The organism is Marmoricola endophyticus, assembly GCF_014644415.1.
Taxonomy (GTDB): domain Bacteria; phylum Actinomycetota; class Actinomycetes; order Propionibacteriales; family Nocardioidaceae; genus Marmoricola; species Marmoricola endophyticus.
Genome location: NZ_BMKQ01000001.1, coordinates 2,733,852 through 2,751,981, shown reverse-complemented (window position 1 = coordinate 2,751,981; position 18,130 = coordinate 2,733,852). Strand labels below are relative to the sequence as shown.

Here is an 18,130-nt window from a genome sequence, read left to right as displayed (position 1 = left end):
GACTCATCGCCGCCGCGTCACTCGCGCCAGCGCCGGACGCACGTCGAGGTGGTAGACGAGCATCCCCACCGCGCCGATGAACAGGCCGAGACCGGGCAGGAAGATCGCCACCGCCAGGCAGATCCCCAGGATCAGGAGCCAGGTGTTCTTCTGCTGCTTGTCCGCGGCCACGAACGCCTGCGGGTTGCGGGTCAGCGCATCGATGAGCGCCCACGCCGTCCCCGCGACGATCACGAGGAGGATCGCGGTCACCGCGAGATTCTGGAACTCGAACGCGTAGCTCACCTTGACGAGCCTACCGAGATCCACCGACGGTGCCCGCGAGCGACGAGCGATCCGGCGAAAACCGGAACGAGGCGCCTCCCGTCATCGGACGGGAGGCGCCTCGCGGTGCGGGTCGAGGGTCAGTCGCCGATCTTCTCGGCGGCGTCGCTCACGGCCTCGGTCGCCTTGGTGGCGGCCTTCTTGGCGGTGGTGCCGGTCGCCTTGGCGCGGCTGGTGGTGGACTTGGCGGCCTTCTTGGCCGTCGTCCCCGTCGCCTTGGCGCTGCTCGACGTCGAGGAGGCAGCGGACTTCGTGGCCTTCTTCGCGGACTTCTTGGCCGTCGTCGAGGTCGCCTTCGCACGCGAGCTGGTGGCCTTCGCGCCCTTCTCGGCGGTGGTCGCCGTGGCCTTGGCCTCCGCGACACCGGTCTTGACCGAGGACTTCAGGTCCTGGCTGGACTGCTGGGTGCGGATCCGGGTGACCAGCTGCTCACCGCGGGTGGCCAGCTCGGCGTACGTCTGGTTCAGGTCGGAGACGGTGTCCTTGGCGTAGGACTCCACGCGACCGGGCAGCGCCTGGACGCGGTCCTGCAGGTCGGTGACGGTCTTCTCGATCTCGCTGCGACGCGCCTTGGCGCGGCTGCCGACCTCCTCGACGCGCGCGGCGACCAGCGAGCTGGCCGAGCTCTGCAGCGTCTTCGGGTCGAGGTCGACCGAGGAGAACCGCTTCTGGGCGCTCTTCTGCGCCCCGGTCACCTTGGCCTGGGCCCCGGCGACGTACCCGCGCGCCATCTCGACGGCGAGGTCGGTCGCACCGGCCACGGCGTACAGCGGGCGCACCGCCGTGTCGATCGCGTTCTTGGACTTCGTGCTGGTGCCAGCCATGTGTGGGCTCCTTCTCGTGGTGGTGGTGCTACTCGGTGCCGACGGTGCTGTCGGCGCGGACCGTGCGTGGGCTCCCGGACCGGTCCTCGGCGTCGTCGCCGAGGTTGGAGGACCGGAACGAGGAGTAGATGTCGAGCAGCGACTGCTTCTGCCGCTCGGTGAGGTCGGGGTCGCCGAGGACGGCCAGCTCGACTGACCGGGTCTGACCCTCGGGTGTCACGATCCCCGCGTGGAGGTAGAGCGACTCCGCGGAGATCCGCAACGCCTTGGCGAGCTGCTGGAGCACCTCGGCCGAGGGCCGGCGGAGTCCGCGCTCGATCTGGGAGAGGTACGGGTTGGACACGCCCGCCTGGGCGGCGAGCTGGCGCAGGGACAGCTGGGCGCCGGTGCGCTGCTCGCGGAGGTACTCCCCGAGGGAGACCACCGCGTCGCCGACCTTGCTTCGTGCCATGCCTCCATGCTGCTAGCAAGTGCTAGCGCTTGCAACCGCTAGCAGCGTGAACGTAGTCACAGATACTCAACAGTGGTTGAGCAGACAACCGCTTGCTCTGCTAGCAGCAGGAGTCAGGGAAGTGCTGCGCGGATCGCGCCGACGACGACGCCGCCACCCAGCAGCGACAGCTCGCCGAGTCGTCGTACGGCACCGGTGTCGACGCCGGGCTCGGTGTCGACACCCGAGCGGCTCAGCAGGGCCGTCATCGTCACCGGACGCACCCGGTCGGCACCGTCGTCGTGCTTGAGCGCGAACGCCCTGCCGTCGGCGAGCGCGACGACGTAGCAGGACTCGGCACCCATCTTCGCGATCGCCCCGGGGACCGCCGCGAGGAGCGCGCGCTCGTCGCGCGTGGTGCCGCTGGTCCACTCCGGGTGCTGCCGGATCGCATCGGCCACTCGGCGCTCGGGACCGTCGACGGCCGTGGCCAGCCTCGCGAAGGCCCTCGCGAGCCCGGCCAGCGACGTCGACAGCAGGGGCGCACCGCAGCCGTCGGTGGCGTGGACGGCGATCGGCTCCCCGGTCAGCTCGGCGACCGTCTCCTCGATCCCCTGCTGCAACGGGTGCTGCGGGTCGAGGTACGACGAGGTGTCCCACCCGCGCACGGCACAGGTCGCGAGCATCGCCGCGTGCTTGCCGGAGCAGTTCATCAGCAGCCGGCTCGGCTCCACGCCGCCGCGCAGCGCCATGTCGCGCACCTGCGGCTGCAGCGGCAGGTCGGGCGGGTCCTGCAGGGCGGAGGCGTCCAGCCCGGCGCCGCGCAGGATCCGCAGCGCCCCCTCCGCGTGGAACCCCTCCCCGGAGTGCGAGCCCGACGCCAGCGCGAGCAGCTCGCCGTCGAGCTCGAGGCCCATCCGGAGCATCGCCACCGCCTGGAGGGGCTTGGCGCACGAGCGCGGCAGCATCGGCGTGCTCACGTCGCCGGCGGCGTACGCGAGCGTCCCGTCGGCCGCCAGCGACACCGCCGACCCGTGGTGCGCTCCCTCCACGAACCCCGACCGAACGATCTCCGCGAGCACCACCGACGCCATGACCACGAACCTACGACGCCGTGGACGTGACGGTGCGGCCGCCGTCGGGACCGTCCCCGAGGTGGTCGAGCCCGACCGAGCGCCAGCGAGCGAGTCGATGTCCTGAGCAGCGACGAAGGAGCGCGCGTCGAAGGGACGTCGAGGCCGCCACCGAGGTGGTCGAGCCCGACCGAGCGCCAGCGAGCGAGTCGATGTCCTGAGCAGCGACGAAGGAGCGCGCGTCGAAGGGACGTCGAGGCCGTCACCGAGGTGGTCGAGCCCGACCGAGCGCCAGCGAGGGAGGACGTCGAGACCTCCGCCCGTGTCGGCCGGCGTGGTTGGGTGTGAGTCGTGACCACCCCGGACCTGCCGTCGCTCGCCGAGGTGCTCCCGGCCGGCGTGCTGACCACCGAGCCCGCGACGCTGGAGGGCTACCGCTTCGACTGGTCGCACGACGAGACGGCGGGGACCCCGCTCGCCGTCGTCCGGGCCGAGTCCGCCGAGCAGGTGCAGGCGGCCGTGCGCTGGGCCGCCGCACACCGGGTGCCGGTCGTCCCGCGCGGCGCGGGCAGCGGCCTGTCGGGCGGCGCCTCCGCGGTCGACGGCGGGATCGTGGTCTCGCTCGAGCGGATGCGGGCGATCGAGATCGACGCCGCGTCCGGCGTCGCCGTCGTCGAGCCGGGTGCGCTCAACGCCGCGGTCAAGCAGGCGGCCGCAGCCGAGGGCCTGTGGTACCCGCCGGACCCGGCGTCGTACGAGATGTGCTCCATCGGCGGCAACATCGCGACCAACGCCGGCGGGCTGTGCTGCGTGAAGTACGGCGTCACCGCCGACTACGTCCTGGGACTCGACGTCGTCCTCGCCGACGGCACGCTGGTCACCCTCGGCGGCAAGCGGGTCAAGGACGTCGCGGGACTGCCCCTGCTCAAGCTGTACGTCGGCAGCGAGGGCACGCTGGGCATCGTCACCCGTGCGGTCCTGCGGCTGGTCCCCTCGCAGGGGCCGCTCGCGACCATGGTGGCGACGTTCGCCTCGATGACCGAGGCGGCCCGGGCCGTGGTGGAGATCCGGCGACGGATGCGTCCCTCGATGCTGGAGCTGATGGACACGGCCACCATCAACGCCGTCGAGGACCTCAAGCCGCGTGGCCTCGACCGCGAGGCCGGCGCGTTCCTCATCGCCCAGTCCGACGCCCCGGGAGACGCGCGCGGGCTCGAGATCGAGGCGATGGGCGAGGTGTGCGAGGCGAGCGGCGCCGCCGAGGTGCTGGCGACCACCGACCCCGAGGAGTCGGAGATGTTCGTCGACGCCCGCCGGGCCGCGTTCACGGCGCTGGAGACCAAGGGCTCGGCACTCCTCGAGGACGTCGGCGTCCCGGTGCCGCTGCTGCCCGAGCTCGTCGGCGGGGTGGCCCGGATCGCCGCCGAGCGTGAGACGACGATCGCCGTCGTCGCCCACGCGGGCGACGGGAACAGCCACCCGTTCATCGTCTTCGACGCGAACGACCCCGACGCCGTCGCGCGATCGCGCCGGGCGTTCGAGGACGTGATGGCCCTGGCGATCTCCCTGGGCGGCACGATCACGGGCGAGCACGGTGTCGGACGCGCCAAGCGCGACGCCCTGCCGGCCCAGCTCGGCGAGGACGTCATGGCCCTCAACCTGACGGTGAAGCGGGCGCTGGACCCGGCCGGCATCCTCAACCCCGGGGCCCTGCTCTAGCGCGCCGACCGGGCACTTCACGCACACGGCCCGGACGAGAACGCCCGCTCGGCGTCGTACGACGTGCCCCAACTGCGCGCTCGGCGCCCTGGGGGCGCACCGGAGCGAGGAACACATCCACGGGTGAGGGGGTTCACCCCCAAATCCGGTGCGACTCGTTGCCCGAGGCAACTAGCCTGTCGGGGGCCCACCGGCCCAGCAGCCCGCCCACCAGCCACACCGGGAGCTCCCATGGCCACCACCGCCACCCGCGCCGAGACCGGCGGTCGTACGACCCACGACGACGTCAACGCCAGCGGCTACACCCACCGCCAGGTCCTGACGATCCTGTCCGGCCTGATGCTGGGCATGTTCCTCGCCGCGCTCGACCAGTCGATCGTGAGCACCGCGATCCGGACGATCGCCGACGACCTCGACGGTCTGTCGCTCCAGGCGTGGGCGACGACGGCGTACCTCATCACGACCACGATCACGACGCCGATCTACGGCAAGCTCGGCGACCTCTACGGCCGCAAGAAGCTCTTCCTGTTCGCGATCAGCATCTTCATCATCGGCTCGGTCGCGTGCACCTTCGCCAGCTCGATGTACATGCTCGCCGTCACCCGGGCGCTCCAGGGCATCGGCGGCGGTGGCCTGTTCACCCTGGTCCTGGCGATCATCGGCGACATCGTGTCGCCGCGCGAGCGTGCCCGCTACACCGGCTACTTCATGGCCACGTTCGCCACCTCCAGCGTGCTCGGCCCGGTCATCGGCGGCCTCTTCGCCGGCCAGGCCTCCATCCTCGGCGTCACCGGCTGGCGCTGGGTCTTCCTGGTCAACGTCCCGATCGGGATCATTGCGCTGGCGGTCGTGACCAAGAACCTCCACCTCAGGGCGGTCACCCGGAAGCCGAACCTGCGCATCGACTGGTGGGGGGCGCTGTTCATCGCCGTCGCCACCGTCCCGCTGCTGATCGTCGCCGAGCAGGGTCGCGAGTGGGGCTGGGGCTCGGCGCGGGCACTGGTCTCGTACGCCGTCGGTGTCGTGGGGATCCTCGGCTTCGTCCTGGTGGAGCGGGCGATGCGCGACGACGCGCTGATCCCGCTGCGGCTCTTCCGGCTGCGGGCGGCGACCGTCACGATCATCGCCAGCGTCCTGATCGGCGCCGGGCTGTTCGGCGCGATCTCGGTGCTGCCGCAGTACTTCCAGATCGTCCACGGCGCCTCCCCGACGGAGGCCGGCCTGTTCATGCTGCCGATGGTGGTCGGGATGATGACCGCGGGCATCGTGGTCGGTCAGATCACCGGCCGCACCGGTGCGATCCGGATCTTCCCGATCATCGGCTCCGGCCTGGCGGCGATCATGATGGGCGCGCTCTCGTTCCTCACCGCCGACACGAACGTCGTCCTCGTGATGGCGGGGATGCTGCTGCTGGGTCTCGGCATCGGGCAGTGCATGCAGCCGATCACGATCATCGTGCAGAACGCCGTCCCGCCGAAGGAGATCGGCGTCGCCACCGCCTCGGCGACCTTCTTCCGGCAGACCGGTGGCGCGCTCGGTGTGGCGGTGTTCCTGTCGCTGCTGTTCAGCACGGTCGGCAGCAACATCTCCTCGGCGTTCAAGTCCGAGGGGCCCGACATCATCGCCGCGGCCAGGAGCGGGCAGATCCCCACGACCGGCGTCGACGGCCAGGTGCTCAAGGGCCTGCAGAACCCCGGATCGAGCAACGGGGTGTTCGCCTCGGTGCAGGACGACTCCTCGATCATCAACAAGATGAGCGACCTGGTCGCCCACCCCTTCCAGGCCGGCTTCGCGAGCTCGATGGGCACCGTGCTGATCGGTGGCGCGATCGTCATGGCGGTGGCGTTCGTCGTGCTGAACTTCCTGCCGAAGATCGAGCTGCGCGAGAGCGCGCCCGCGAGCGCCGCGGCCGAGGGCTCCGAGGGCGAGCGCGTCGAGTACGCCGCGGGCGAGGCCGCCGGCTCCCCGGTGACCGAGGAGGCGGGCGAGCTCGAGGCGACCGTCGGCGGACACCACCGCAAGGACGGCCCGCCGCACCTGCCCGAGGAGCACGGCCGGCACGAGCGCGAGGGCTAAGGCATGTCTCTCGATTCTGGCCGTCCGCTGAACGTCGTCGAGCGCGTGCGATGGCAGCTCCGGGGTCCCTGCGGGAGCGCGAGCGCAGCGAGCGGTCTCGTGGGGTGGTGGCTTGGCGCGGGAGCGACGGCGGGCCGGCGGCCCGTCGAGCTTCCGCAACGCAGCCAGCGTGCGTGATGAGCGGCGGGCAGCAGGCCACGAATTGAGAGACAGGGCCTAGGTCGCGTGGCGGACGCCGCGCCGGTGGCAGCCGAGCAGGTGGGTGTCGACCAGTCCGCTGGCCTCCATCAGGGCGTACATCGTCGTCGGCCCGACGAACGAGAATCCGAGCCTGCGCAGCGCCTTGGACAGCGCCGTCGACTCCTCGGAGACCGTCGGCACCTCCTCGACGACGGCCGGCCGCGGCGTCTCCTCCGGGGCGTACGAGGCGAGGAGCGCCCCGAGCCCGCCGCGCTCGCGCAGCGCCTGCGTCGCCCGGGCGTTGCCGCGCGTGGCGAGGACCTTGGCGCGGTTGCGGACGATCCCCGGGTCGGCCATCAGCAGCTCCAGGTCGGCGTCGGTCATCGCCGCGACCTCGTCGACGACGAAACCGTGGAAGACCTCTCGGAACCGCTGCCGCTTGTCCAGGATCGTCCGCCACGACAGGCCCGCCTGGAAGCCCTCGAGGCTCAGCCGCTCGAACCAGGCGTCCTCACCGTGCAGCGGCACGCCCCACTCGGTGTCGTGGTACGCGATCATCGCCGGCCCGCCGCCCCACGGGCAGCGCGCGACACCGTCCTCGCCGACCAGCGGCCCGGTCCCCTCGCTCACGCGTCGAGAGACTAGTGGCGCACGACGACGGCCCCCGACGCGTGGTGCGTCGGGGGCCGTCGTGGAGCGTGGCTCAGAACGGGGTGACGTGGTCGATGCTGGTGCGCAGCTCGGCCATCCGGCGGTTGGCGGCAGCGGCGTCGCGCATCGCCGTACGCACCCCGCGACCGGCGCGGAGGACCCACTCACGGGATCCGACGCTGGTCTGCGCGCGAACCGACAGCAGGTCGTAGGGGGGCTTGGTCGTCATGAGCGATCACTCCTTCGAGGGGCCGGGCGGACCGTTTCCGCCGTCATGAGCATTCTCTCGCATGACTCATGACAGGACCAAGCTCGGACAGGGTGATCTCGCTCTCCCGCAGATAGGCGTCCGAGCGGTGAGCGCACCCCGCGTCAGTCGTCGGGGACGACGAAGGCCGGGCCCGTCCGGGCCCGGCCTCTGACGACTCGGTGGCAGGTGCCAACCTGCCGGGTGCGCGACGCCACTACAGTGGCCAGCGCGCGAGCGACTCTAGCGCAGACCCCTGGTCCCCGATAAATCGGAAAGGCAGCCCCTCTCGTGGCCGACTCCTCCTTCGACATCGTCTCCAAGCTCGACCGCCAGGAGGTCGACAACGCGCTGAGCCAGGCGGCCCGCGAGGTCACCCAGCGCTTCGACTTCAAGGGGACCGGGGCCAGCATCGAGTGGGCCGGCGAGGCGGCCGTGGAGATCAGCGCGAACGCCGACGACCGGGCGACTGCGGTGCTCGAGGTCTTCAAGGAGAAGCTGGTCAAGCGGCAGCAGTCGCTGAAGATCCTCGACGCCTCCGAGCCGCGCCCGTCGGGCCAGCAGTCCAAGATCACGGTGGCGCTGAAGGAGGGCATCACCTCCGAGGACGCCAAGAAGATCGGGAAGCTGATCCGCGACGAGGGCCCCAAGGGGGTCAAGGCCCAGGTCCAGGGCGACGAGCTCCGGGTCAGCTCCAAGAAGCGCGACGACCTGCAGGCCGTGCAGCAGCTGGTCAAGGCACAGGACTACGACTTCGCGGTGCAGTTCACCAACTACCGCTGACGTCGGCGCCGGGGTGTATGCCCTGCTGTCCTCACGGTCGGGGTGTCGCCGCAGGAGCGGGTCCCTCACGATGCGCCGGGAGGCCAACGGCACGTCGGGTACGCCGCACTGCTCCCCACGGCGTACCCGCACCTCCCACGGCGTACCCGTCGTGGGAGGTGCGGGTTCGTCGTGGGGCCTGCGAACTCGTCTGCATACCGTGGGGAACCTGCAGCCGCGAGCCACCGCGGCCCTCCTCAGACCACTGCGTCGACCCGGGTCGCGTCGGACGTCGGCGAGAGCCAGACCGCGCTGCCCTCGCCGAGGGCGAGCTGCCGCTGGTGGGCGCGGGTCACGGTGACCGAGACCGGCTCCTCGCTGGGCGCCGTCTCCACCCAGAGTCGTACCTCGAAGCCGACCCGCAGGAGGCGTACGACGCGTCCCGGCACGGCTCCCGGCTGCCCCGGGTCGGTGCTCACCTCGATGTCGTGCGGACGCACCTGGGCCCCGCCGAGCCGGGTGACCGGGCCGAGGAAGCCCATCACGAAGTCGGTGGCCGGGGCGTCGTACAGCTGGTCGGGGGTGCCGACCTGCTCGACCCGGCCCTCGTTGATCACCACGATCTCGTCGGCGACCTCGAGGGCCTCCTCCTGGTCGTGGGTGACGAACACCGAGGTCACGTGCACCTCGTCGTGCAGCCGGCGCAGCCACTCGCGCAGCTCCTTGCGTACCTTCGCGTCGAGCGCGCCGAAGGGCTCGTCGAGCAGCAGCACCGACGGCTCGACGGCGAGCGCCCGGGCCAGTGCCATCCGCTGCCGCTGCCCGCCGGAGAGCTGGGAGGGCAGCCGGTGCGCGAACTGGTCGAGGTGGACCAGCTCGAGCAGCTCGGCGACCCGCTTCTTCACCTCGGTCTTCGGGCGGTGGCGGATCTCGAGGCCGAAGGCGACGTTCTTGGCCACGCTCATGTGCTTGAAGGCGGCGTAGTGCTGGAAGACGAAGCCGACGTTGCGCTTCTGCGGGGGCAGGTGCGTGGCCTCGCGGCCCTCGATGGTCACGGTGCCGGTGTCGGCGGTCTCCAGGCCGGCGATGATGCGCAGCAGCGTCGACTTGCCCCCGCCGCTGGGCCCGAGCAGCGCCGTGAGCTGGCCGGTGGGCAGGTCGACACTGACGTCGTCGAGGGCGACGAAGTCCCCGAAGCGCTTGCTCACGCCGTCGACGTGGATGCTCATGCGGGGTCCCCGGCGAAGCGCGGGCGAAGCGAGTGGTTCGTCGATGTGTTCGTGCGGCGTCCCCGACGAAGCGCGAGCGGGGCGAGCGGGATCGTTGGCGTGTTCATGACTTGTGCTCCTTGGGCCTCAGCACGGCGACGACGACCAGGCTCACCATCGCCACCAGGGCGAGGAGGGCCGAGACGGCGTACGACGTCTGCTGCTGGAAGTTCTGGTAGGTCTCCTCGACGACCAGCGTCGCGGTCTGCGACTGGCCGACGACGTTGCCCGAGACGATCTTGACGGCGCCGAACTCGCCGATGGAACGGGCCAGCGCGAGGACGACGCCGTACACCACCGCCCACTTGATGCCCGGCAGGGTGACGCGCCAGAAGGTCTGCACCCCGTTGGCGCCGAGACTGCGGGCGGCCTGCTCCTGCTCGTCGCCGATCTCCTCCAGCACCGGCACGATCTCGCGGATCACCAGCGGCAGCGCGACGAAGACGGTGGCCATCACGATGCCGGGGGTCGAGAAGATCACCTGGTAGCCGAGCCTCTCCAGCGTCGGTCCGAACCAGCCGTCCTGGCCGTTGTAGACCAGCACCAGCGCGAGGCCGACCACGACGGGCGAGACCGACAGCGGCACGTCCAGGAGCGCGGAGAGCAGCCGCTTACCGGGGAAGTCGTAGCGGACGAGCAGCAGCGAGACGGTCAGGCCGAAGGCCAGGTTGATCAGTACGGCGTACACCGTGATCGTCACCGTCAGGTCGATCGCGTGCGCGACGTCGGGGTCGCGCAGTCCGTCCAGCATCGCTCCGAGGCCGGGCTTGAGCGCGTTCTCGAAGACGAGGTACGTCGGCCACGCGACCAGCAGGACGACGTACACCACCGCGACGACCCTCAGCCCCCAGCGCACCGGCGCCGGGTCGCGGGTGAGCGGGGCCTGCGCCCTAGCCACGGCGCGCCACCCGTCGCTGGATCAGGTCCAGGGACACGATCACGACCAGCGAGACGACCAGGAGCACGGCCGCGATCGCCGAGGCCTGCCCCTTCTGGCCGTTCTCGAGGTAGGTGAAGACCCGCACCGAGGCGACCTCGGTGCGATTGGGCAGGTTGCCGGAGAGCAGGACGAGGGAGCCGTACTCGCTGATCCCGCGGGCGAAGGCCAGCGCCGCACCGGCGGCGATCGCCGGGACCAGCGAGGGCAGGATCACCCGGCGAAACGTGGTCAGCCGCGACGCACCGAGCGACGCGGCAGCCTCCTCGACATCGTGGTCCAGCGTCTCGAGCACCGGCTGCACCGTACGGACCACGAACGGCAGCGTGACCAAGGCGAGGGCGAGGAAGACCGCCCAGCGGGTGTTGTTGACGTCGATGCCCACCGGCGAGCGGGGCCCGTACAGCGAGACCAGCACCAGCCCGGCCACGATCGTGGGCAGCGCGAAGGGCACGTCGATGACGATGTCGAGCACGACCTTGCCGGGGAAGCGGTCGCGCACGAGCACCCAGGCCAGTGCCGTCCCCATCACCACGTTGAGCGCGGTGACCAGCAACGACTGCACCACCGTGAGCCGGATCGCGGCCGCCGTCTGCGCGTTGGTGAGGACGTCGAGGAACTCCTTCGGCCCCAGACCGGCCGCCGAAACCAGCACGGCCACCAGCGGGATCAGCACGAGGAGGCTGAACCACAGCACGGAGACGCCCAGGCCCAGGGTCGCCCCGGCACCGAGCCGCCGCGCCCCCCGCGCGCGTCCTCGGACGCGCGCGCGAGACGGGGCGGTGAGACTGCTGGTCACGCGGTCAGCTCTTGCCCGACGCCGCGAGGGCCTTGGTGACGATCCCGTCGTTGTCGTCGAAGTAGAGCTTGTTGGCCTTGCTCCACCCGCCGAAGTCGTCGTCGATGGTCAGCAGCTTTGTCGGGGCCGGGAAGGGGTCGCTCGGGTCATTCGCGCCCTTGACGTCGACCTTGATCGAGTCGTCCAGGGGTCGGAAACCCTGCTCGGCGTAGTCGGTCTGACCCTGCTTGCCCTGCTGGAAGGCGAGGAAGTCCTTGGCCGCCTGGCCGGCGCCCTCGGTCAGCACGGCCGGGTTCTGGATCAGCAGCGTCTGCGGCGGCACGACGTAGTCGAAGTCCGCACCGGCCTGGCGCGCCTCGATCGCCTCGTTCTCGTACGACAGCAGCACGTCCCCGGTGCCGCCCTCGAACGCGGTCGTCGCATCCTTGCCGGAGCCGGGCAGGGCGGCGACGTTGCCGAGGAGCTTGGTGAGGTAGGCGTTGGCGTCGGACTCGCCGCCGCCCTGGGCGAGGATGTGGCCGTACGCCGCGAGGATGTTCCACTTCGCCGAGCCGGACGAGCCGGGGTTCGGCGTGACGATCTTGACGCCCGGCTTCACCAGGTCGTCCCAGGTCTTGATCCCCTTGGGGTTGCCCTTGCGGACCACCATGACGACGACGGACTGGGTCAGGATCCCCTTGTCCGGACCCGCGGCGGCGCCGGTCTTCCAGTCGTCGGCCACCTTGCCGGCGTCGGTCAGCTTGGTGACGTCGGGCTCGAGCGACAGGTGCGCCTCGTCGGCCTTCAGCCCCGAGACCACGGCGCGGGCCTGGTCGCCGGACGCGCCGTAGGACTGGGTGAAGGAGACGCCCTTCCCCTCGGACGTCTTCTTGAAGTCCGCGATCACCTTGGCGTTGGCGGTCTTCATCACCGAGAAGCCGACGATGCTGACGGACTTGGCGCCGTCGGAGCTGCTGCCGCCGGCGGTGGCGCCGCAGCCCGACAGTGCGAGTGCGGTGGTCGCGGCGACGGCGGCGACCAGGGTCGGGGCGAGACGCCGGGACAGGGGGCGGGTGCTGGGCATGGCGATCTGCTCTCTTCTCGGTCACTGCACCGACGAGGACGGCCCCGAGCTCGCCCCGTCAATGTCTATTGAAATAATTGAATCTGGCGAGACAGTAGAGCGCATCGACACCGTCGAGCAAGCGGAACGCGCGCAGCGACGTACGGGCGTGTCGTTGCTCACAACGCCCCGCCCCGGCCCGTCCACAGCGCAGACACCCTCGGGAGAGCGGCCTCTCGCGGCTAAGGTGGCACTCGCGCCGCGGACAATGCCGACTCGCCGTCGCGAGTCAGGCCGACCCGTCCGGCGGCCCCTCGCACAGCAGGAGCAACGTTGAGCAAGCAGGTCCAGCAGCTCGACCGGGTGATCATCCGGTTCGCGGGCGACTCCGGCGACGGCATGCAGCTGACCGGAGACCGGTTCACCAGCTCGTCGGCGGCGTTCGGCAACGACCTGTCGACGCTGCCGAACTTCCCCGCCGAGATCCGCGCGCCGCAGGGCACGCTGCCGGGGGTGTCCTCGTTCCAGGTCCACTTCGCCGACCACGACATCCTCACCCCGGGTGACGCCCCGGACGTGCTGGTGGCGATGAACCCGGCGGGGCTGAAGGCGAACCTCCCCGACATGCGGGCGGGGAGCACGCTGATCGTGGACTCCCACGACTTCACCGGCCGCAACCTGACCAAGGCCGGGTACGCCGAGAACCCGCTCGAGGACGACTCGCTGGCGGACTGGGCGCTGACCCCGCTGGACCTGACCGGGATGACGGTCGAGGCGGTCAAGGAGTTCGGGCTCTCGCGCAAGGATGCCGCCCGGGCGAAGAACATGTTCGCGCTGGGGCTGCTGACCTGGATGTACGGCCGTCCCACCGAGACCACGATCGAGTTCCTGGAGAAGCGGTTCGCGAAGAACCCGGCCATCCGCGACGCCAACGTCACCGCGTTCAACGCTGGCTGGGCGTTCGGGGAGACCACCGAGGCCTTCGCGGTGCGCTACGAGATCAAGCCGGCGCCGATGGCCGCGGGGACGTACCGCAACATCACCGGCAACCTCGCCCTGGCGTACGGAGTGGTCGCCGCGGGCGTGCAGTCCGGGCTGCCGGTGTTCCTGGGCACCTACCCGATCACCCCGGCCTCGGACATCCTCCACGAGCTGAGCAAGCACAAGCGGTTCGGCGTCACCACCTTCCAGGCCGAGGACGAGATCGCCGGCATCGGTGCCGCGCTGGGGGCCTCCTACGCCGGCTCGCTGGGCGTCACCTCCACCTCCGGGCCCGGTGTGGCGCTGAAGTCGGAGACCATCGGCCTCGGCGTGATGACCGAGCTGCCGCTGCTGGTCATCGACGTCCAGCGTGGCGGCCCCTCGACGGGTCTGCCCACCAAGACAGAGCAGGCCGACCTGCTCCAGGCGATGTTCGGCCGCAACGGCGAGTCGCCGGTCCCCGTCGTCGCACCGCAGTCGCCCGGCGACTGCTTCGACGCCGCGCTCGAGGCGGCCCGGATCGCGGTCACCTACCGCACCCCGGTGATGCTGCTCTCCGACGGGATGCTGGCCAACGGCTCCGAGCCGTGGCGGGTCCCGGAGATCGCCGACCTGCCGGTCATCGACCCGGCCTTCGCGACCGGCATGAACCACACCACCACCGGCAAGGACGGCGCCGAGGTCGACGACTTCTGGCCCTACCTCCGCGACCCCGACACTCTCGCCCGCCCGTGGGCGGTGCCCGGCACCCCCGGCCTCGAGCACCGCATCGGCGGGCTGGAGAAGGGTGACGGCCACGGCAACATCGCCTACGACCCGGCCAACCACGACTTCATGGTCCGCACCCGCCAGGCCAAGATCGACCGGATCGCGGAGTCGCTGCCCCCGCTCGAGGTCGACGACCCGTCCGGCGAGGCCAAGGTGCTCGTGCTCGGCTGGGGGTCGACGTACGGGCCGATCGGCGCCGCCGCACGGCGGGTACGTCGGACCGGCCTCGACGTCGCGCAGGTCCACCTGCGCCACCTGAACCCGTTCCCGAACGACCTCGGCGACATCCTGAAGCGCTACGACGCCGTCCTGGTCCCCGAGATGAACCTCGGCCAGCTGTCCATGCTGCTGCGCGCGAAGTACCTCGTCGACGCCGTCGGCTACAACCACGTCCGCGGGCTGCCGCTCAAGGCCGCCGAGCTCGCCGAGGCGATCACGGACCTGATCACGACCACCACCGGCGCTGAGCCGGTCGTGGAGGAGGTGTCCTCATGACTGCCACCGACCTGCCCTTTCCCGGCCTGACCGGCGTCCCCACCCGCGGCGACGACGAGCTCCTGACCGGCAAGGACTTCACCTCCGACCAGGAGGTCCGCTGGTGCCCCGGCTGCGGCGACTACGCCGTCCTCAAGGCCGTGCAGGGCTTCCTGCCCGATCTCGGGCTGCGTCGAGAGAACATCGTCTTCGTCTCCGGCATCGGCTGCTCGTCGCGGTTCCCGTACTACCTCGACACGTACGGCATGCACTCGATCCACGGCCGTGCGCCGGCGATCGCGACCGGCATCGCCACCACCCGCGAGGACCTCTCGGTGTGGGTCGTCACCGGCGACGGCGACGCGCTCTCCATCGGCGGCAACCACCTGATCCACGCCATGCGCCGCAACGTGAACATGACGATCCTGTTGTTCAACAACCGGATCTACGGCCTCACCAAGGGCCAGTACTCCCCCACCTCCGAGCCCGGCAAGGTCACCAAGTCCACCCCGGTCGGGTCGGTCGACCACCCGTTCAACCCGGTCTCGCTCGCACTGGGCGCCGAGGCCACCTTCGTCGCGCGGACCGTCGACTCCGACCGCAAGCACCTCACCTCGGTGCTCGAGGCCGCCGCCGCGCACCGCGGCACGTCGCTGGTGGAGATCTACCAGAACTGCCCGATCTTCAACGACAACGCGTTCGAGGCGATCAAGAACCCCGACACCAAGGCCGACGCGATCATCCCGCTGGTCCACGGCGAGCTGATCCGCTTCGGCGTCGACGGCGCCAAGGGCATCGCCCGCGACGAGACGACCGGCGGTGTCCGCGTGACCTCCGGCGACGACCCGGGTGTGCTGGTCCACGACGCCCACGCCGACGACCCGACGACCGCGTTCGCCCTGTCCCGGCTCACCGACGCCGGCGTCCTCCACCAGTCACCGATCGGCATCTTCCGCCAGGTCGAGCGGGCGACGTACGACGACGACGCCCGACAGCAGCTGGTCACCGCCGAGCAGGGCGAGGGCGACCCGCAGGAGGCGCTGGCCGCCCTCATCTCCGGGCCCGACACGTGGACCGTCGTCTGACGCTGACCCCGCGCGAGTAGGGGCTCAGCGCACGGTGAGCACGATCTTGCCGCCGGTCGAGCCGCGCTCGGCGATCCGGTGCGCCTCGGCGGCCTCAGCCCACGGCAGCTCCCGGGCGACGCGCGGCGTGTAGCGGTCCGCGAGGTCCACCGCGGCGCGCAGCCACTCCGAGCGGTTCTCCGCCCAGACCTCGGTGACCCCCAGGCCGGCGGCGCGCTGCTGGTCGGCGACGGTGACGACGTGCTCCGGGCCGCCGGCGATCCGGACCAGCTCGGCCAGCGACCCCGACGCGGCGGTGTCGACGACGAGGTCCACTCCCCCGGACGCCACGGACGCCACCCGGTCGGCGAGGCCGTCGCCGTACTCGACGGGGACGCCGCCGAGCTGCTCGACGACGGCGTGCTCGGAGACGCGGGCGGTGCCGACCACCCGCGCGCCGCGCGCCACGGCGAGCGCGACCACGGCGGCGCCCACCGCACCGGCGCCGCCCTCGACGAGCAGCGTGCGACCCGCGATGTCACCGAGCGCGGTGAGTGCGCCCATGGCCGTCGCCGGCGCCAGTCCCGCCGACGCCGCCTCGTTCGCCGACCACTGCGCCGGCACGGGGGCGTACGCCGTCAGCACCGCGAGCTCGGCGTACGTGTCCTGGACGCCGCCCAGCCCGAAGACCCGGTCACCGACCGCGACGTCGGTGACGCCCTCGCCGACGGCCTGGACGACACCCGCGGCGTCGCGACCCGGGACGACCGGGAAGTCGAGCGGTACGACGTCACGAGCGAGCCCGGCGCGCAGCTTCCAGTCGATCGGGTTCACGCTCACCGCCTCGACCCGGACGAGCACGGCACCCGGTGCGAGGACCGGGTCCGGCGCCTCCTCGATCCGCATCACGTCGGCCGGTCCGTACTCGTGGTAGCGCACTGCACGCATCGCGATCGCCTCCTCAGCGTCCTGCACGCGGAACAGATCGCAGGGCCGAGGGCTTCCCCGAGGGTCGAGCCGAGTCAAGGAGCCGCTCATGCCCAGCACCATCCTCGTCGTCGGGGCCTCTCGCGGTCTCGGTCACGCCCTTGCCGCGGAGCTGGTCGGGCGCGGCTGGTCGGTCGTCGGCACGGTCCGCGACCCCGGTCGGCGTACGCCGCTGCACGCGCTCGCCGACGCCCACCCCGGCAGGGTCGAGGTCGAGACCCTCGACATCAACGACGCCGCGCAGCTCGACGCACTGCACCGGCGGCTGGGCGGGCGCGCACTCGACGCGCTGTTCGTCAACGCCGGCACCACCAGCCACCAGGACACCCCGATCGGCGAGGTCCCGCTGGAGGCGTTCGTGGAGGTGCTGGTGACCAACACGCTCAGCCCGATGCGGGTCGTCGAGACGCTGGACGACGTCGTGGCCGCGGACGGCCTGATCGGCGCGATGACGTCGGGCCAGGGCAGCATCACGAACAACACCGCCGGCTCGCGCGAGGTCTACCGGGCGAGCAAGGCGGCGCTGAACATGAGCTTCCGCTCGTACGCCGCCCGTCACCCCGAGCGGCCGCTGCTGCTGCTGGCTCCGGGCTGGGTGCGGACGGACCTCGGCGGGTCGGAGGGGACGTACTCGCTGGAGGAGACGACCCCGCTGCTCGCCGACCTCATCGAGGCCAAGCGGGATCGTCCCGGCCTGGAGTACCTCGACCGGTTCGGCGCGACCGTCCCCTGGTGAGTGCCTAGAGAGACGTCAGCGCAGTCACGAGGGCGGCGACGATCACGGTGTTGAAGACGAAGGCCACCACGCCGTTGACCGACACCGTGCGGCGCATCTCCTGCGAGGTGACGGTCACGTCGGTGGTGCCGAAGGTGGTCATCACCGCCATGGCGAAGTAGACGTAGTCCGACCACTCCGCCCGCTCCCCGCCGGGGAAGTCGAGCCCCTTGCCGTCGCGCAGCAGGTGGTCGGCCTCGTACGCGACCGCGAACGAGACCACCACGCTGCCCCACGCGACCGCGACGAGCGCGGCGGCGACGCCCACCCGCGCACCGGCGGGCAGCGAGCTGCCGAGCACGCCCGGCAGCCACAGCATCGCGATGATCAGCGCGATCGCGGCCAGCGAGATCGAGACCCCCGGTCCGGGCGCCGTACCGAACACGTAGCGCTGCACGAAGCTGCCGCGAGCGGAGCGGCTGGCCCACGTACGCACCAGCTCGTGGGGGGCGGCGATGAAGACCACCACCGTCGCCACGAAGTACGCGACGAGGTAGGGCAGCAGGAAGAGCACCCCCGCGTCGACCCCCGAGAGCCGCAGCGGGACCAGCAGCGCCAGCAGCAGCCCGACGACCACCCCGACGCTGATGCTCAGCGCCGTCCGCCGGCTCTCGGAGAGCAGCGACTCGGTCAGCGAGGAGGCCATCGCCGGCCCACCCTACTCACCGCTGCGCGCCGCACCTGCCTCGTTGAGTGGTGCCTTCTGCTGGCATGAGTGGTGCCTCCTGCCGGGGTCCGCCGGTAGGAGG

18 protein-coding genes are annotated in these 18,130 nt (G+C 71.3%); 6 read left to right on the top strand and 12 right to left on the bottom strand.

The genetic code is table 11. The features are described 5' to 3' along the window. Positions 1 to 3 precede the first annotated feature (3 nt). The 4 genes from IEX42_RS13485 to IEX42_RS13470 form a co-directional block, all read right to left on the bottom strand. Positions 4 to 285: a DUF2516 family protein gene (locus tag IEX42_RS13485; protein WP_188780234.1), complete on the bottom strand. Its 282-nt coding sequence runs from the start codon at positions 283 to 285 to the stop codon at positions 4 to 6. A gap of 119 nt (positions 286 to 404) precedes the next feature. Beyond that, positions 405 to 1,148, bottom strand: a complete 744-nt coding sequence (locus IEX42_RS13480; protein ID WP_188780233.1) for a hypothetical protein — start codon at positions 1,146 to 1,148, stop codon at positions 405 to 407. A 28-nt stretch (positions 1,149 to 1,176) separates the two neighbouring features. Beyond that, positions 1,177 to 1,599, bottom strand: a complete 423-nt coding sequence (locus IEX42_RS13475) for a helix-turn-helix domain-containing protein (protein WP_188780232.1) — start codon at positions 1,597 to 1,599, stop codon at positions 1,177 to 1,179. 113 nt (positions 1,600 to 1,712) lie between these two features. Continuing rightward, the gene (locus IEX42_RS13470) at positions 1,713 to 2,672 is read right to left on the bottom strand and encodes an asparaginase (RefSeq protein ID WP_188780231.1); all 960 of its coding nucleotides are present in this window, start codon (positions 2,670 to 2,672) and stop codon (positions 1,713 to 1,715) included. A 330-nt stretch (positions 2,673 to 3,002) separates the two neighbouring features. Between IEX42_RS13470 and IEX42_RS13465 the strand changes: the two genes are divergently transcribed. Beyond that, positions 3,003 to 4,370: an FAD-binding oxidoreductase gene (locus IEX42_RS13465; RefSeq protein WP_188780230.1), complete on the top strand. Its 1,368-nt coding sequence runs from the start codon at positions 3,003 to 3,005 to the stop codon at positions 4,368 to 4,370. Between the two features lie 231 nt (positions 4,371 to 4,601). After that, positions 4,602 to 6,446, top strand: a complete 1,845-nt coding sequence (locus tag IEX42_RS13460; protein ID WP_188780229.1) for an MDR family MFS transporter — start codon at positions 4,602 to 4,604, stop codon at positions 6,444 to 6,446. A 216-nt stretch (positions 6,447 to 6,662) separates the two neighbouring features. On the opposite strand, the gene IEX42_RS13455 is transcribed toward IEX42_RS13460, so the two are convergent. After that, positions 6,663 to 7,256 carry a DNA-3-methyladenine glycosylase I gene (locus IEX42_RS13455; RefSeq protein ID WP_308422234.1) on the bottom strand — a complete coding sequence of 198 codons (594 nt, stop codon included), beginning with the start codon at positions 7,254 to 7,256 and terminating at the stop codon, positions 6,663 to 6,665. A 73-nt stretch (positions 7,257 to 7,329) separates the two neighbouring features. Next, positions 7,330 to 7,506, bottom strand: coding sequence for a hypothetical protein (locus tag IEX42_RS13450; protein WP_188780228.1), 177 nt, complete (start codon positions 7,504 to 7,506; stop codon positions 7,330 to 7,332). A 309-nt stretch (positions 7,507 to 7,815) separates the two neighbouring features. Here IEX42_RS13450 and IEX42_RS13445 point away from each other — a divergent pair, with 309 nt between their 5' ends. Beyond that, positions 7,816 to 8,307, top strand: a complete 492-nt coding sequence (locus IEX42_RS13445; protein WP_188780227.1) for a YajQ family cyclic di-GMP-binding protein — start codon at positions 7,816 to 7,818, stop codon at positions 8,305 to 8,307. 236 nt (positions 8,308 to 8,543) lie between these two features. Here IEX42_RS13445 and IEX42_RS13440 read toward each other — a convergent pair whose 3' ends face one another. From IEX42_RS13440 to IEX42_RS13425, 4 genes are all read right to left on the bottom strand, one after another. Continuing rightward, the gene (locus IEX42_RS13440; RefSeq protein ID WP_188780226.1) at positions 8,544 to 9,515 is read right to left on the bottom strand and encodes a sulfate/molybdate ABC transporter ATP-binding protein; all 972 of its coding nucleotides are present in this window, start codon (positions 9,513 to 9,515) and stop codon (positions 8,544 to 8,546) included. A 103-nt stretch (positions 9,516 to 9,618) separates the two neighbouring features. Then, complete coding sequence (locus IEX42_RS13435) at positions 9,619 to 10,452, bottom strand: sulfate ABC transporter permease (RefSeq protein ID WP_229660857.1); 834 nt, start codon at positions 10,450 to 10,452, stop codon at positions 9,619 to 9,621. Further along, positions 10,445 to 11,290: a sulfate ABC transporter permease subunit CysT gene (cysT, locus tag IEX42_RS13430; protein WP_188780225.1), complete on the bottom strand. Its 846-nt coding sequence runs from the start codon at positions 11,288 to 11,290 to the stop codon at positions 10,445 to 10,447. Before cysT ends, IEX42_RS13435 begins: the two co-directional genes overlap by 8 nt. 4 nt (positions 11,291 to 11,294) lie before the next feature. Next, complete coding sequence (locus tag IEX42_RS13425; RefSeq protein WP_188780224.1) at positions 11,295 to 12,353, bottom strand: sulfate ABC transporter substrate-binding protein; 1,059 nt, start codon at positions 12,351 to 12,353, stop codon at positions 11,295 to 11,297. Between the two features lie 312 nt (positions 12,354 to 12,665). Between IEX42_RS13425 and IEX42_RS13420 the strand changes: the two genes are divergently transcribed. After that, positions 12,666 to 14,576: a 2-oxoacid:acceptor oxidoreductase subunit alpha gene (locus IEX42_RS13420; RefSeq protein WP_188780223.1), complete on the top strand. Its 1,911-nt coding sequence runs from the start codon at positions 12,666 to 12,668 to the stop codon at positions 14,574 to 14,576. After that, a complete protein-coding gene (locus IEX42_RS13415) occupies positions 14,573 to 15,640 on the top strand; it encodes a 2-oxoacid:ferredoxin oxidoreductase subunit beta (RefSeq protein ID WP_188780222.1) in 1,068 nt (355 codons plus the stop codon). Before IEX42_RS13420 ends, IEX42_RS13415 begins: the two co-directional genes overlap by 4 nt. Positions 15,641 to 15,664: 24 nt before the next feature. Here IEX42_RS13415 and IEX42_RS13410 read toward each other — a convergent pair whose 3' ends face one another. Next, a complete protein-coding gene (locus tag IEX42_RS13410; RefSeq protein ID WP_188780221.1) occupies positions 15,665 to 16,567 on the bottom strand; it encodes an NADP-dependent oxidoreductase in 903 nt (300 codons plus the stop codon). An 88-nt stretch (positions 16,568 to 16,655) separates the two neighbouring features. On the opposite strand from IEX42_RS13410, the gene IEX42_RS13405 reads away from it, so the two are divergent. Continuing rightward, positions 16,656 to 17,342 carry an SDR family NAD(P)-dependent oxidoreductase gene (locus IEX42_RS13405; RefSeq protein ID WP_188780220.1) on the top strand — a complete coding sequence of 229 codons (687 nt, stop codon included), beginning with the start codon at positions 16,656 to 16,658 and terminating at the stop codon, positions 17,340 to 17,342. A 4-nt stretch (positions 17,343 to 17,346) separates the two neighbouring features. Here IEX42_RS13405 and IEX42_RS13400 read toward each other — a convergent pair whose 3' ends face one another. Beyond that, a complete protein-coding gene (locus tag IEX42_RS13400; RefSeq protein ID WP_188780219.1) occupies positions 17,347 to 18,027 on the bottom strand; it encodes a DUF1345 domain-containing protein in 681 nt (226 codons plus the stop codon). Positions 18,028 to 18,130 lie beyond the last annotated feature (103 nt).

Coding starts and splice junctions, on each gene's coding strand:
- IEX42_RS13470 (WP_188780231.1), bottom strand. CDS start 2,672: ATGGCGTCGGTGGTGCTCGCGGAGATCGTTCGGTCGGGGTTCGTGGAG.
- IEX42_RS13425 (WP_188780224.1), bottom strand. CDS start 12,353: ATGCCCAGCACCCGCCCCCTGTCCCGGCGTCTCGCCCCGACCCTGGTC.
- IEX42_RS13460 (WP_188780229.1), top strand. CDS start 4,602: ATGGCCACCACCGCCACCCGCGCCGAGACCGGCGGTCGTACGACCCAC.
- IEX42_RS13480 (WP_188780233.1), bottom strand. CDS start 1,148: ATGGCTGGCACCAGCACGAAGTCCAAGAACGCGATCGACACGGCGGTG.
- IEX42_RS13475 (WP_188780232.1), bottom strand. CDS start 1,599: ATGGCACGAAGCAAGGTCGGCGACGCGGTGGTCTCCCTCGGGGAGTAC.
- IEX42_RS13415 (WP_188780222.1), top strand. CDS start 14,573: ATGACTGCCACCGACCTGCCCTTTCCCGGCCTGACCGGCGTCCCCACC.
- IEX42_RS13440 (WP_188780226.1), bottom strand. CDS start 9,515: ATGAGCATCCACGTCGACGGCGTGAGCAAGCGCTTCGGGGACTTCGTC.
- IEX42_RS13410 (WP_188780221.1), bottom strand. CDS start 16,567: ATGCGTGCAGTGCGCTACCACGAGTACGGACCGGCCGACGTGATGCGG.
- IEX42_RS13405 (WP_188780220.1), top strand. CDS start 16,656: ATGCCCAGCACCATCCTCGTCGTCGGGGCCTCTCGCGGTCTCGGTCAC.
- IEX42_RS13400 (WP_188780219.1), bottom strand. CDS start 18,027: ATGGCCTCCTCGCTGACCGAGTCGCTGCTCTCCGAGAGCCGGCGGACG.
- IEX42_RS13450 (WP_188780228.1), bottom strand. CDS start 7,506: ATGACGACCAAGCCCCCCTACGACCTGCTGTCGGTTCGCGCGCAGACC.